Genomic DNA, 13,985 nt, shown 5'->3' on the forward strand with positions numbered 1-13,985 from the left:
GCGTCGCCATCCGGCAACACCCGATAATGGAGTAACGACCATGAGCTTCAATACCCTGATTGACTGGAATACCTGCAGCATAGAACAGCAACGCGAATTGCTGATGCGCCCGGCAATCTCTGCCTCGGACAGCATCACCCGTACTGTCAGCGACATTCTGGATAACGTCAAATCACGCGGTGATGCGGCGCTGCGCGAATACAGCGCCAAATTTGATAAAACCACCGTCAGCGCGCTGAAAGTCGGTGCCGAAGAGATTTCCGCCGCCAGCGTGCGTCTGAGTGATGACCTCAAGCAGGCGATGGCGGTCGCGGTGAAAAATATTGAAACGTTTCACAACGCGCAAAAACTGCCCGCGGTAGATATTGAAACGCAGCCCGGGGTGCGTTGCCAGCAGGTGACACGTCCAGTAAGCTCCGTCGGTTTGTATATTCCGGGGGGATCGGCCCCACTCTTCTCAACGGTTTTGATGCTTGCCACCCCGGCCCGTATTGCTGGTTGCCAACGCGTGGTGCTGTGCTCGCCACCGCCTATCGCCGACGAAATTTTGTATGCGGCGCAGCTGTGCGGTGTGCAAGAAGTGTTTAACGTCGGTGGCGCCCAGGCAATTGCCGCTCTGGCCTTCGGTAGCGAATCGGTACCAAAAGTCGACAAAATTTTTGGCCCCGGTAATGCCTGGGTAACGGAGGCCAAGCGCCAGGTAAGCCAGCGTCTGGACGGTGCGGCCATTGATATGCCGGCCGGCCCTTCCGAAGTCCTGGTGATTGCCGACAGTGGCGCGACCCCGGATTTCGTCGCCTCTGATTTGCTCTCACAGGCCGAGCACGGCCCGGACTCTCAGGTGATCCTGCTGACGCCAGATGCCGGGATAGCCCGCCGCGTGGCTGACGCCGTTGAACGCCAGCTTGCTGAACTACCACGCGCGGAAACAGCGCGTCAGGCGCTGAGCGCCAGCCGTCTGATTGTGACCCGGGATCTGGCGCAGTGCATCGCCATTTCTAACCAGTACGGCCCAGAGCACCTGATCATTCAGACCCGTAACGCCCGTGAACTGGTCGATGACATCACCAACGCCGGCTCCGTGTTTCTCGGTGACTGGTCACCGGAATCCGCCGGTGATTATGCCTCAGGGACAAACCACGTGCTACCGACCTACGGTTACACCGCGACCTGTTCAAGCCTCGGGCTGGCAGACTTCCAAAAGCGGATGACCGTCCAGGAACTGTCGCCACAAGGTTTCTCAGCCCTCGCCTCAACCATCGAAACGCTGGCCGCCGCGGAGCGACTGACCGCCCACAAAAATGCCGTCACCCTGCGTGTTAACGCCCTCAAGGAGCAAGCATGAGCACTGACAACATTCTTAGCGTCACCGATTTAGCCCGTAAAAATGTCCGCGAACTGACGCCCTATCAGTCTGCCCGTCGTCTGGGCGGTAATGGCGACGTCTGGCTGAATGCCAACGAGTTCCCGACGGCCGTTGAGTTTCAGCTCAGCCAGCAGACGCTTAACCGTTACCCGGAATGTCAGCCAAAAGCGGTGATTGAGAATTACGCACAGTACGCGGGCGTTAAACCGGAGCAGGTGTTGGTTAGCCGAGGGGCAGATGAAGGTATCGAACTGTTGGTCCGCGCGTTTTGTGAACCCGGCCAGGATGCCATTCTTTACTGCCCGCCGACCTACGGCATGTACAGCGTCAGCGCTGAGACCATCGGCGTGGAATGCCGCACCGTGCCTACGCTTGCCGACTGGCAGCTCGATCTCCAGGGCATTGCCGACAAGCTTGATGGCGTGAAGGTGGTTTACGTTTGCAGCCCTAACAATCCGACCGGCCAGTTGATTAACCCACAAGATCTACGCTCGCTGCTTGAAATGACCCAAGGTAAAGCCATTGTGGTCGCCGATGAAGCGTACATTGAGTTCTGTCCGCAGGCGACGCTGGCCGGCTGGTTAACGGAATATCCACACCTGGTGGTTCTGCGTACCCTTTCCAAGGCGTTTGCGCTGGCAGGGTTGCGCTGCGGATTTACGCTGGCCAATGAAGAGGTGATTAACCTGCTGTTGAAAGTGATCGCCCCCTACCCGCTGTCGACGCCGGTAGCCGATATCGCCGCCCAGGCGCTGACATCACAAGGCATTGCCGCCATGCGTGAACGCGTAGCGCAGATCCTACAAGAGCGTCAGTACCTGGTGGATACCCTGAACACGATCCCCTGCGTGGAGCAGGTTTTCACCTCTGAAACCAACTATATTCTGGCCCGCTTTACCGCTTCCAGTTCTGTGTTTAAATCTTTGTGGGATCAGGGCATTATCTTACGAGACCAGAACAAACAACCTTCATTAAGCGGCTGCCTGCGGATCACCGTCGGCACCCGTGAAGAAAGCCAGCGCGTCATTGACGCTTTACGTGCGGAGCAAGTATGAGCCAGAAGTATCTTTTTATTGACCGTGATGGAACCCTGATTTCAGAACCGCCAAGTGACTTTCAGGTTGATCGCTTTGACAAACTGGCCTTTGAGCCGGAGGTTGTCCCTGCCCTGCTCAAGCTGCAAAAAGCCGGTTATAAACTGGTGATGATCACCAACCAGGATGGACTGGGAACGCAAAGCTTCCCGCAGGCTGAGTTTGACGGGCCGCATAACCTGATGATGCAAATTTTCACCTCGCAGGGCGTGGTGTTTGATGAGGTGCTGATCTGCCCGCACCTGCCAGCAGACGAATGCGACTGCCGTAAACCAAAAGTGAAGCTGGTCGAACAGTATCTGGCTGAACAGGCGCTGGATACCGCGAACAGCTACGTGATTGGCGACCGCGCAACCGACATTCAGCTGGCTGAAAACATGGGTATCGGCGGGTTACGCTACCACCGTGACACCCTGAACTGGTCGATGATTAGCGAACAGCTGACCAAACGCGACCGCTACGCCCACGTTGAGCGTAATACCAAAGAAACGCAGATTGACGTCAAAGTGTGGCTGGACCGCGAGGGCCGCAGCAAAATTAATACCGGCGTCGGCTTCTTTGACCACATGCTGGATCAAATCTCGACCCACGGCGGTTTTCGCATGGAAATCACCGTCAAGGGCGACTTGTATATTGACGATCACCACACCGTAGAAGATACCGGTCTGGCGCTGGGCGAAGCGTTAAAACTGGCGTTGGGTGACAAGCGTGGCATCAACCGCTTCGGGTTTGTGCTGCCAATGGACGAATGCCTGGCCCGCTGCGCGCTGGATATCTCCGGACGTCCGCACCTGGAATACCGGGCTGAATTCACCTATCAGCGCGTTGGCGATCTGAGCACCGAGATGATCGAGCACTTTTTCCGTTCGCTCTCTTACACCATGGGCGTGACGCTGCACCTGAAGACCAAGGGCAAAAACGATCACCACCGTGTGGAAAGCCTGTTCAAGGCCTTTGGCCGCACGCTGCGCCAGGCGATTCGCGTTGAGGGCGATACCCTTCCCTCCTCAAAAGGAGTGCTGTGATGAACGTGGTGATCCTCGACACCGGCTGCGCCAACCTCAACTCAGTGAAATCTGCCGTGGCGCGTCACGGTTATGACCCCATCGTCAGCCGCGACGCCGATGTGGTACTGCGCGCTGATAAGCTTTTTCTGCCCGGCGTCGGGACCGCGCAGGCGGCGATGGACCAGCTACGTGAACGCGAACTGATTGAGCTGATCAAAGCCTGTACCCAACCGGTTCTGGGGATTTGTTTGGGTATGCAACTGCTCGGTCGGCGCAGTGCAGAGAGCAATGGCGTCGATATGCTGGGTATTATTGAGCAAGACGTACCTAAGATGACTGACTTTGGCCTGCCACTGCCGCATATGGGCTGGAACCGGGTGTATCCGCAGGCGGGAAATCGCCTGTTCCGCGGCATTGACGATGGCGCGTATTTTTATTTTGTTCACAGCTACGCAATGCCAGTCAATCCCTCGACCATCGCCCAGTGCCATTACGGTGAACCGTTCACTGCAGCGGTACAAAAAGATAATTTCTTCGGCGTACAGTTTCACCCTGAGCGCTCGGGTGCCGCTGGGGCGCTGTTGCTGAAAAATTTTCTGGAGATGTGATGATTATTCCGGCATTAGATTTAATCGACGGCACAGTTGTGCGTCTCCACCAGGGCGATTACGCCACCCAGCGTGATTACGGCAACGATCCCCTGCCGCGCTTGCAGGATTACGCCGCACAAGGTGCAGAGGTTCTGCACCTGGTAGATTTAACCGGCGCGAAAGATCCGCTCAAGCGTCAGATCCCGCTGATTAAAACGCTGGTCGCCGGTGTCAACGTACCGGTGCAGGTTGGCGGCGGTGTGCGCACAGAAGAGGACGTTGCGGCCCTGCTGGCAGCCGGCGTGGCGCGCGTTGTGGTTGGCTCGACGGCGGTAAAATCACCTGAAGTCGTCAAAGGCTGGTTCGAGCGTTTCGGTGCAGATGCACTGGTGCTGGCGCTGGATGTGCGTTTTGACGAACAAGGCAACAAACAGGTCGCGGTCAGCGGCTGGCAGGAAGACTCCGGCGTTTCGCTGGAAGAACTGGTGGAAACCTACCTGCCCGTTGGCCTGAAGCATGTGCTGTGCACCGATATCTCCCGCGACGGCACGCTGGCAGGCTCTAACGTATCGCTTTATGAAGAAATCTGCGCTAAATATCCGCAGGTGGCCTTTCAGTCATCCGGCGGTATTGGTGATATCGACGACGTTGCCGCCCTGCGCGGAACCGGCGTGCGCGGCGTGATCGTCGGACGCGCGCTGCTGGAAGGAAAATTCACCGTTGAGGAGGCCATTCAATGCTGGCAAAACGCATAATTCCGTGTCTGGACGTTCGCGATGGTCAGGTAGTGAAAGGCGTCCAGTTTCGTAATCACGAGGTCATCGGTGACATCGTCCCGTTGGCGAAACGCTATGCCGACGAGGGCGCAGATGAGCTGGTGTTCTACGATATCACCGCCTCCAGCGATGGACGTGTAGTCGATAAGAGCTGGGTATCGCGCGTAGCGGAAGTGATCGACATCCCGTTCTGCGTGGCGGGCGGGATTAAGTCAGTGGACGATGCTGCGAAAATACTGACTTTCGGCGCGGATAAAATTTCTGTCAACTCCCCTGCGCTGGCTGACCCGTCGCTGATTACTCGCCTTGCCGAGCGCTTTGGCGTGCAGTGCATCGTGGTTGGGATCGATACCTGGCATGACGCCGAAACTGGGAAGTATCACGTTAATCAATACACTGGCGATGAAAGCCGAACCCGCGTCACCCAGTGGGAAACCCTCGACTGGGTTCAAGAGGTGCAAAAACTCGGCGCAGGTGAAATCGTCCTCAATATGATGAACCAGGACGGCGTGCGTAACGGCTACGATCTCAAACAACTGAAAAAAGTACGTAAAGTATGCCACGTTCCGCTGATCGCCTCCGGCGGCGCAGGAACCATGGAACACTTCCTTGCTGCCTTCCAGGATGCGGATGTCGATGGCGCGCTCGCCGCTTCAGTGTTCCACAAGCAGATTATTAATATTGGTGAATTAAAAACGTACCTGGCAACGCAGGGCGTGGAGATCAGGATATGTTAACGAAGCAACAATGCCGCGAACTGGACTGGGAAAAAACCGACGGACTGATGCCGGTTGTCGTACAGCATGCGGTCTCCGGCGAAGTATTGATGCTGGGTTATATGAACCTTGAAGCACTGGACAAAACGCTTGAAAGCGGCAAAGTGACCTTTTTCTCGCGCACCAAACAGCGCCTGTGGACCAAGGGCGAAACCTCCGGCAACTTCCTCAATGTGGTCAGCATTACGCCCGATTGCGATAACGACACGTTACTGGTGCTGGTGAACCCGATTGGGCCCACCTGCCATAAAGGGACCAGCAGCTGTTTTGGCGAGGCCAGCCACCAGTGGCTGTTCCTGTATCAACTTGAACAGCTACTTGCTGAGCGTAAAACGGCGGACCCGGAGAGTTCCTACACGGCTAAACTGTATGCCAGCGGCACCAAACGCATCGCCCAGAAAGTCGGTGAAGAAGGCGTGGAGACCGCGCTGGCCGCAACGGTACATGACCGTTTCGAACTGACCAATGAGGCATCCGATCTGATGTATCACCTGCTGGTACTGCTGCAGGATCAGGATCTCGATCTGACCACGGTAATAGAGAATTTGCGTCAGCGGCATCAGTAAACTTCGGGCGTAAAAAAACCGGGCGATGAACTGCACCCAAAAAGTTGGACATCCAACGAAGTAAGGTGCAGTTTTTTATGTGCAAGTATTCTCTCAGCTTTAAACTTGAGGTCGTGCAGCACTATTTTTCCTGACAGAAAGGACAGGAAACGCCAATAGGTAACCAGAAAAACCGAACAGGGTAATAACAGATAACGATTATCTTTTTTATCGTCAAACGGTATGATTCTCCCTTTCTGGCGCCTGATGGCGCCTGGCAACTATAAAGCCAGACAGAGGTGCAAAAATGAAATACCTGGTTACGGGTGCCGCCGGTTTTATCGGCTTCCACGTTAGTAAACGCTTGCTGGACGCTGGCCACCAGGTGGTCGGTATGGATAATCTCAACGATTACTACGATGCCAGCCTTAAGCAGGCGCGCCTGGCGTTGCTGGTACACCCCGGATTCCATTTTCATATGCTTGATTTAGCTGACCGGGAAAGCATGGCGGCACTTTTCGCGGAGGAGCGCTTTGATCGCGTGATCCATCTCGCCGCACAGGCGGGCGTTCGATACTCAATCGACAATCCACATGCTTACGCAGACTCCAATCTGACCGGCTTTTTGAACGTACTGGAAGGGTGTCGGCATAACCAAATCCAACACTTGCTCTACGCCTCTTCTAGTTCAGTGTACGGTCTGAACCGCAAGATGCCGTTTGCCACAGATGATTCCGTTGATCACCCCGTGTCCTTATATGCGGCAACCAAAAAAGCCAACGAGCTGATGGCGCATACCTACTCGCATTTATATGGCCTGCCGACCACGGGATTGCGTTTCTTCACCGTGTACGGCCCGTGGGGTCGCCCGGATATGGCGCTGTTTAAGTTCACCAAAGCGATGCTGGAAGGGAAAAGCATCGACGTCTATAACTTTGGTAAAATGAAGCGCGACTTTACCTATATTGATGATATCGCCGAGGCGATTATTCGCTTGCAGGACATTATTCCGCAGACCGACGCACAGTGGACCGTTGAAACCGGCACTCCAGCGACCAGCATTGCCCCCTATCGCGTCTACAATATTGGCAATAGCGCCCCGGTCGAGTTGATGGATTACATCAAGGCACTGGAAGAAGCGCTAGGCATTGAAGCCACTAAAAATATGCTGCCACTGCAACCCGGAGACGTGCTGGAAACCAGCGCAGATACTCAAGCACTATACGACGTGATTGGCTTTAAACCCGAAACAACCGTTAAAGATGGTGTGAAAAACTTTGTGGGCTGGTATCGCGATTTCTACGCGGTATAAATTCGTTCGTTCTGAAATATAAAAGAGGCCTTTTAAAAGGCCTCTTTTATTCGCGATATAGGTTAGTCATTACCAAACAGATCGCGGGTGTACACCTTATCGGCGACATCACTTAGTTCCGGCGTCATACGGTTAGAGATGATAATGTCCGCTTCATTTTTAAACACATCTAAATCGCGTACCACGCGCGAATGGAAAAATTCATCCTCTTTCATCACCGGTTCAAAAATAATCACCGGCACGCCTTTGGCTTTAATCCGCTTCATGATCCCCTGAATGGACGATGCGCGGAAGTTATCAGAACCACTTTTCATGATTAAGCGATAAACCCCGACCACCTTCGGCTTGCGTGCAAGGATGGAGTCGGCAATAAAGTCTTTACGCGTGCGGTTGGCATCCACAATGGCAGAGATAAGATTATTGGGAACCGACTGGTAGTTTGCCAGCAACTGTTTGGTGTCTTTCGGCAGGCAATAGCCGCCATAACCAAATGAGGGGTTGTTATAGTGATTACCAATACGCGGATCCAGACAGACACCTTCGATGATTTGGCGGGTATCCAGACCTAAACTCTCAGCATAACTGTCAAGCTCGTTAAAGTACGCCACGCGCATGGCAAGATAGGTATTGGCAAACAGTTTAATGGCTTCGGCTTCGGTTGAGTCGGTAAATAATGTGGGAATGTCTTGCTTGATGGCACCTTCCTGCAACAATGCCGCAAATTGTTCAGCACGCGCGGAACGCTCGCCTATCACAATACGTGAAGGATGGAGATTGTCATAAAGCGCCTTGCCTTCACGCAGAAACTCCGGTGAGAAAATAATATTCTCCGTACCCAGGCGCTCTTTAATCGACTGGGTAAAACCAACCGGAATAGTTGATTTTATAATCATTACCGCCTGCGGATTTATCTCCAGTACATCTCGGATGACTGATTCCACGCTGGACGTATTGAAGTAGTTGGTTTTAGGATCATAATCAGTTGGCGTGGCAATAATGACATAATCAGCATTGCGATAAGCCTCTTGCTTGTCGGTGGTAGCGCGGAAGTTGAGATCTTTTGTGGCCAGATACTCTTCAATTTCTTTATCAGCAATCGGTGACTGTTTCTGATTCAACATGTCCACTTTGGATTGCACAATATCCAGCGCAACCACTTCGTGGTGCTGGGCAATCAGAATACCGTTCGATAGCCCCACATAACCTGTACCTGAAATCGTTATTTTCATTAGCTCTAACTTCTTTTGGTTAAACATTAAAGAGTGAACAAATCACCGTCGTTAGACCCAACGTTGTCGTATCGGATCAGCATAAGTGCATTATATCGCGATTTAGCACAGCTACGCCTATCAGACCTGACCGAATGCCGTTTTTTGCCCATAAAAAAGCCCGGAGGAGCGCTCCGGGCCTGCATTTTCGTTTGGGTTAAATCAGATTAATCCAGCCATTCCGTATGGAACACGCCTTCTTTATCTGTGCGCTTATAGGTGTGCGCACCGAAGTAGTCACGCTGCGCCTGGATCAGGTTAGCAGGCAGAACTTCTGCACGATAGCTGTCGTAATAAGCAACCGCCGCGGAGAAGGTCGGAACCGGAATACCATTCTGCACGGCATACGCGACGACATCACGCAGCGCCTGCTGATATTCATCAGCGATGTTCTTGAAGTACGGATCAAGCAGCAGGTTAGCAATACCGGAATTTTTAGCGTAAGCATCGGTGATCTTCTGCAGGAACTGCGCACGAATGATGCAGCCCGCACGGAAGATCTTGGCAATCTCACCGTAGTTCAGATCCCAGTTGTGTTCGTCAGAAGCGGCGCGCAGCTGAGAGAAGCCCTGGGCGTAAGACACAATTTTACCCAGATACAGCGCGCGACGCACTTTCTCGATAAATTCGGCTTTATCACCCGCTAGCTGAGCTTTAGGTCCGGTCAGGACTTTAGAGGCCGCAACACGCTGCTCTTTCAGAGAAGAGATGTAGCGAGCGAATACGGATTCAGTAATCAGCGACAGCGGCTCACCGAGATCCAGGGAACTCTGGCTGGTCCACTTACCGGTACCTTTGTTAGCGGCTTCATCCAGAATGACGTCAACCAGGTATTTACCTTCTTCATCTTTTTTGGTGAAGATGTCTTTGGTGATGTCGATCAGATAGCTGCTCAGTTCACCATTGTTCCATTCGGTGAAAGTGCTTGCCAGCTCTTCGTTAGACAGGTTCAAACCACCTTTCAGCAGAGAATAGGCTTCAGCAATTAGCTGCATATCGCCATATTCGATACCGTTGTGAACCATCTTCACGTAGTGACCCGCACCATCCGCACCGATGTACGTTACGCACGGCTCACCGTCTTCGGCGACAGCAGCAATCTTAGTCAGAATTGGCGCAACCAGTTCGTAAGCTTCTTTCTGGCCACCAGGCATGATAGAAGGCCCTTTCAGCGCGCCCTCTTCACCACCGGAAACACCGGTACCGATGAAGTTAAAACCTTCAGCTGACAGTTCACGATTACGGCGGATGGTGTCCTGGAAGAAGGTATTACCACCATCAATGATGATATCGCCTTTATCCAGATACGGCTTCAGGGAATCAATAGCAGCATCAGTACCCGCGCCCGCTTTCACCATCAACAGGATCCGACGAGGCGTTTCCAGGGATTCAACAAACTCTTTTACCGTATAGTAAGGAACCAGTTTTTTCCCCGGATTCTCGGCGATAACCTCTTCCGTTTTTTCACGTGAGCGGTTGAAAACGGACACGGTGTAACCACGGCTTTCGATGTTGAGCGCCAGGTTGCGCCCCATCACAGCCATACCAACGACGCCGATTTGTTGCTTAGACATTATGTACTCCTGTCAGGTGATCTCTTCAGGAAAACAACATCCTGAAGGTTTTTCTGCATAGTAGCTCAGTTAAAAAATGATAGGTAGATCTATTTTAGCTTAACATCATGAGTTTTTATAAATTAAACGACTTGAAGTTATATAGTTAAATACCATTCCGGTCAAACTACCTATCGCCACGCCAAAAATAGGATAAGTATAAATGAATGAACTAAACGTAACCGAAAGATAAAAAGCTGTATAATTTATTACACCTCCCAAAAGCATTAGGAGAAGATAACGACTGAACTCTTCACGGTTAGTTAATCCTGATGCTTTTTCTTTAAATGTGAATATCCTATTTAGTAAATAGGTAACAAATACAGCGCAAAAAAAAGATATTATTTTTGCAACGTATACACCCGTAAACGTCTTGAGCGCATACATAACAGCCGCATCAACAATAAATCCGACACCACCGACAATGCCAAATTTCATGAATCCAGTAAGACTTACGCTTCGATAAAATACCCTCATGAGCTATTTACATCCATAACAAACTTTATTTTAAAACAAACTGCACATTTACTTTAATTACCCCAACCAATTTAGACATTAAATTCACTGGAGGTGTATTGAAACTTGTGAAAGACCATGATCTTGGAACCAGACATTTCCCTCTGCTAAAAGAGACAAATAAATAACATTAGTATGAATATCACTCTTCGGGATTTTGACATCAAATGACTTTGAAGCACCGTCGTAAATAAATGTATCTTTTGGTATATCTTGCCTTGTAGTGGGATAACCAGTCTTAGATATCTTTGTGTCAGACCATGAAAGGCGTACAGGATGTTTCCCAGCGCCACCGAACAGTGGCCAATCCGAGTTGTTTTTAATGATTACGCTAAGAATTATATTCTCCCCCACATATTTATAATCTTCAATAGAAAGCACAATGTTTTTTATTTCTTGAATTGGAAAAAAATTAAGTGAATGATCGCAACTGCTAAGCCCTTTTGACGATGCGGGAGATAGCTTAGCCTCTGGCTTTAACAGCCAAACATCAAATATCCCAAACAAATCCGCTACACCAGCAGGATAGACCCCATATTTAGCAGCGATGCGGTCACATACACCTTTTAGTGCAGGGTCATCATTGATAAAATATTGTTCTTTACCATCCCTGCGCACTAAATCTATTAGCCGATCTTGAGTGGCAGGAGTAGAGTGTAATAGTTTAGATGCAGTATGATTATTATAGTAACCAAGCGATCCATTAAATAAATAATCCCAAACAACTGAATCTGTTTTTATCCAAGCAGGAACATCAAGAGTAGGGCGATATGAATATGTATTAACATAATTCAATAGAGAGATACATATGATAATGAAATAAAAGAAAAACGTTGAGATATGGTAGGTTCTTTGCTTGCAAGCATAGACGATTTCAATAAAAACAGTTGATAACACTATAAATGAAAGAGGGTTGGGATAATAGTTATTATTGATATCATGTGCAGCAAAGAAAATAATGTTAAATAAATAAAAACCAAGACCAATTAACAAAGTAAATTTAATTTTTTTATTGCCATTAGTATAATCTCTATAACCAAATAATAAAAAAATAGCAGTCGCAATGAGAAGTGCTGCACTGTAGATATCAGAAAAATAAAAGCCTAGTGCCTTAGGAATACCAAGAAAATTGACTTTAGTATCATTTGAATCATAGGTAGTATTTAGAATGCCTCCTGCGTTTATTAGATTATAATAAAAAAATGGAATAAATCCAAAAAATATAACACCACCAGACCATGCAGATAAATATTTAACTTTACTAGTAATGTTTTTTATTATCGTTATTGTAAAATCATATCTAAACAGGTAAAAGAAAGTAAATGCCACAACAAAAACATTTGGAATCCTTACGTTAATAAGAACACCACTAATTATACCAGAAACAACAATAAAAAATAAATTATATTGTTTTCCGACTCTTGATTTAAAGTTCACAAATACAAGCAGAGGAATAAACAAATAGGATAAAACAATAGATTGACTGCTGAATGTTCTAGGAGAGTTAATATAGAAGAAAAACAATAAAATATAGGCAACAGTCAAAACAAAACGTTTCACATCAAATTTTACTGTTGAAGTGATGTGAATCAGCATACAAGCGAATAAAAAGCATCCTAATATTAAGATAATAGGTTGCGATTTACCTTCCGGAAAAATAGACATAATAAAACCGGTCCCCACAGGATACTGGTCGACGATCTTATCTGTCTCTGCAATATAATGGTGACAATGGGGTGCTATTGCTTGTTTCCAATCATCAGATGGCATATCGGATCTTTTTGCAATATCCTTTAAATATGTTATCTGCGGCTCATTAAGATCAGAATTGAATCCAGAAATGAAACCATTATCTCGGAAAAGCTCAGCTTGCCTCATATAACCATAATTATCACAGCCTAATGCATTGACGTTTTTTTGTTGTGAATTTGTAATATACAAACCAATAAGCACAAGAATAAAAACAATTGGAATATACAATATTTCCATATCAAACTTGTGTTTTTTAATTGTAAAAATCATTCCTTAACCTTATAAACAATTAATATTATAATCAGAAAATAAGCTAACTAATAATGAGATTATTAATATATGTTTTTAATTGATAAATAGAATAACCGCTTAACTTCCCTACGGCCTGCAGTTATATTTTCCAGAATCAATCCAGTGATAAACAGAATACATGAAAATATCATTAGTCCTGTTGATAGGATAGCCGTCGGGAGCCTAAGCACTAAACCTGTATCTAAAAAATATTTTAACAGTGGCAACGACAATATAATACCAATGAGGGCAAATAAAAATGCCGCAATGCTATAGAATAAAAAAGGTCTTTCAGAAGAGTAAAGTTTAACAATTGTTTTTAATATTCTTACCCCGTCCTTATAGGTACTTAATTTACTAGTAGAACCTTCCATCCTTGCAAAGTATGGTGTGACAACTTCAGAATAGGGCATTCTAAGTTCAAGCGCATGTACAGTTAACTCAGTCTCGGTTTCAAACCCTTTTGCCATAGCAGGGAAAGACTTAACATATCTTTTTGAAAATACTCTATAACCAGAAAGCATGTCTGAAAAATCACCACCGAAAATACTTTTAACACAACCAGTCAGAACCTTGTTCCCAAATGTATGTCCTGCACGATATGCATTCTTGTCTGTATGCTCACGTACACCGACGACCATATCTAATCTTTCAGAAACAAGCTTATCTATCAAAACGCGACTGATTGAAGCATCATATGTAGCATCCCCATCAACCATGACATAGATATCTGCATCGACATCAGCAAACATCCGACGTACAACATTCCCTTTTCCCTTTTCCCTTTTCTTTTACACAGAAAACATGTGCACCAGCATTTTTAGCTATCGCTACCGTATTATCAGTAGAGTTATTATCAAAAACATAGACCTCGGCCTCGGGTAAGTATTGATTGAAATCTTTAATAACATTAGCAACCGATACCTCCTCATTATAACATGGGACTATTACAGCTATGCGAAAGTCTTCTTTATTTAACATTTCCAATTCCACTTTAATAAATATTAATGATTGTGTCGCTTTTATTTTGTATTCTATCTAACAATTTACTTTAGGGAAGGTGCGAACAAGTTCCTGAT

Annotated in this window: 12 protein-coding genes and 1 pseudogene; 8 read left to right on the forward strand and 5 right to left on the reverse strand. The window is 48.2% G+C overall.

The window, feature by feature from the left end; translation table 11 throughout:
• Positions 1-40: 40 nt before the first annotated feature.
• From hisD to FDW88_RS16500, 8 genes are all read left to right on the forward strand, one after another.
• Positions 41-1,345 carry a histidinol dehydrogenase gene (hisD, locus tag FDW88_RS16465; protein ID WP_137362963.1) on the forward strand — a complete coding sequence of 435 codons (1,305 nt, stop codon included), beginning with the start codon at positions 41-43 and terminating at the stop codon, positions 1,343-1,345.
• A complete protein-coding gene (gene hisC / locus FDW88_RS16470; RefSeq protein WP_117343301.1) occupies positions 1,342-2,421 on the forward strand; it encodes a histidinol-phosphate transaminase in 1,080 nt (359 codons plus the stop codon). The genes hisD and hisC overlap by 4 nt, the downstream gene beginning before the upstream one ends.
• Positions 2,418-3,485, forward strand: a complete 1,068-nt coding sequence (hisB, locus tag FDW88_RS16475) for a bifunctional histidinol-phosphatase/imidazoleglycerol-phosphate dehydratase HisB (protein WP_096756621.1) — start codon at positions 2,418-2,420, stop codon at positions 3,483-3,485. Before hisC ends, hisB begins: the two co-directional genes overlap by 4 nt.
• A complete protein-coding gene (gene hisH / locus FDW88_RS16480) occupies positions 3,485-4,075 on the forward strand; it encodes an imidazole glycerol phosphate synthase subunit HisH (protein WP_117343300.1) in 591 nt (196 codons plus the stop codon). Before hisB ends, hisH begins: the two co-directional genes overlap by 1 nt.
• Entirely contained in the window at positions 4,075-4,812 is a 738-nt protein-coding gene (gene hisA, locus FDW88_RS16485) for a 1-(5-phosphoribosyl)-5-[(5-phosphoribosylamino)methylideneamino]imidazole-4-carboxamide isomerase (protein ID WP_137362964.1), read from the forward strand. The genes hisH and hisA overlap by 1 nt, the downstream gene beginning before the upstream one ends.
• Positions 4,794-5,570 (forward strand): imidazole glycerol phosphate synthase subunit HisF, encoded by a 777-nt coding sequence (gene hisF / locus FDW88_RS16490; RefSeq protein WP_137362965.1) that lies wholly within the window; start codon positions 4,794-4,796, stop codon positions 5,568-5,570. The genes hisA and hisF overlap by 19 nt, the downstream gene beginning before the upstream one ends.
• Positions 5,564-6,175 (forward strand): bifunctional phosphoribosyl-AMP cyclohydrolase/phosphoribosyl-ATP diphosphatase HisIE, encoded by a 612-nt coding sequence (hisIE, locus tag FDW88_RS16495; protein WP_137362966.1) that lies wholly within the window; start codon positions 5,564-5,566, stop codon positions 6,173-6,175. The genes hisF and hisIE overlap by 7 nt, the downstream gene beginning before the upstream one ends.
• Positions 6,176-6,461: 286 nt before the next feature.
• The gene (locus FDW88_RS16500; protein ID WP_137362967.1) at positions 6,462-7,466 is read left to right on the forward strand and encodes an NAD-dependent epimerase; all 1,005 of its coding nucleotides are present in this window, start codon (positions 6,462-6,464) and stop codon (positions 7,464-7,466) included.
• 62 nt (positions 7,467-7,528) lie between these two features.
• On the opposite strand, the gene ugd is transcribed toward FDW88_RS16500, so the two are convergent.
• The 5 genes and pseudogenes from ugd to FDW88_RS16525 form a co-directional block, all read right to left on the reverse strand.
• Complete coding sequence (gene ugd, locus FDW88_RS16505) at positions 7,529-8,695, reverse strand: UDP-glucose 6-dehydrogenase (protein WP_137362968.1); 1,167 nt, start codon at positions 8,693-8,695, stop codon at positions 7,529-7,531.
• A gap of 206 nt (positions 8,696-8,901) precedes the next feature.
• Complete coding sequence (gene gndA, locus FDW88_RS16510) at positions 8,902-10,308, reverse strand: NADP-dependent phosphogluconate dehydrogenase (RefSeq protein ID WP_137362969.1); 1,407 nt, start codon at positions 10,306-10,308, stop codon at positions 8,902-8,904.
• A gap of 105 nt (positions 10,309-10,413) precedes the next feature.
• Positions 10,414-10,785 carry a GtrA family protein gene (locus FDW88_RS16515; protein ID WP_137362970.1) on the reverse strand — a complete coding sequence of 124 codons (372 nt, stop codon included), beginning with the start codon at positions 10,783-10,785 and terminating at the stop codon, positions 10,414-10,416.
• Positions 10,786-10,908: 123 nt separating this feature from the next.
• Positions 10,909-12,885: an MFS transporter gene (locus FDW88_RS16520; RefSeq protein WP_137362971.1), complete on the reverse strand. Its 1,977-nt coding sequence runs from the start codon at positions 12,883-12,885 to the stop codon at positions 10,909-10,911.
• Between the two features lie 62 nt (positions 12,886-12,947).
• Positions 12,948-13,887, reverse strand: a pseudogene (locus FDW88_RS16525) (glycosyltransferase family 2 protein).
• Positions 13,888-13,985 lie beyond the last annotated feature (98 nt).

Origin of the sequence: Citrobacter sp. wls829 (genome assembly GCF_005280825.1) — a bacterium.
GTDB classification, from domain to species: Bacteria; Pseudomonadota; Gammaproteobacteria; order Enterobacterales; family Enterobacteriaceae; genus Citrobacter; species Citrobacter gillenii.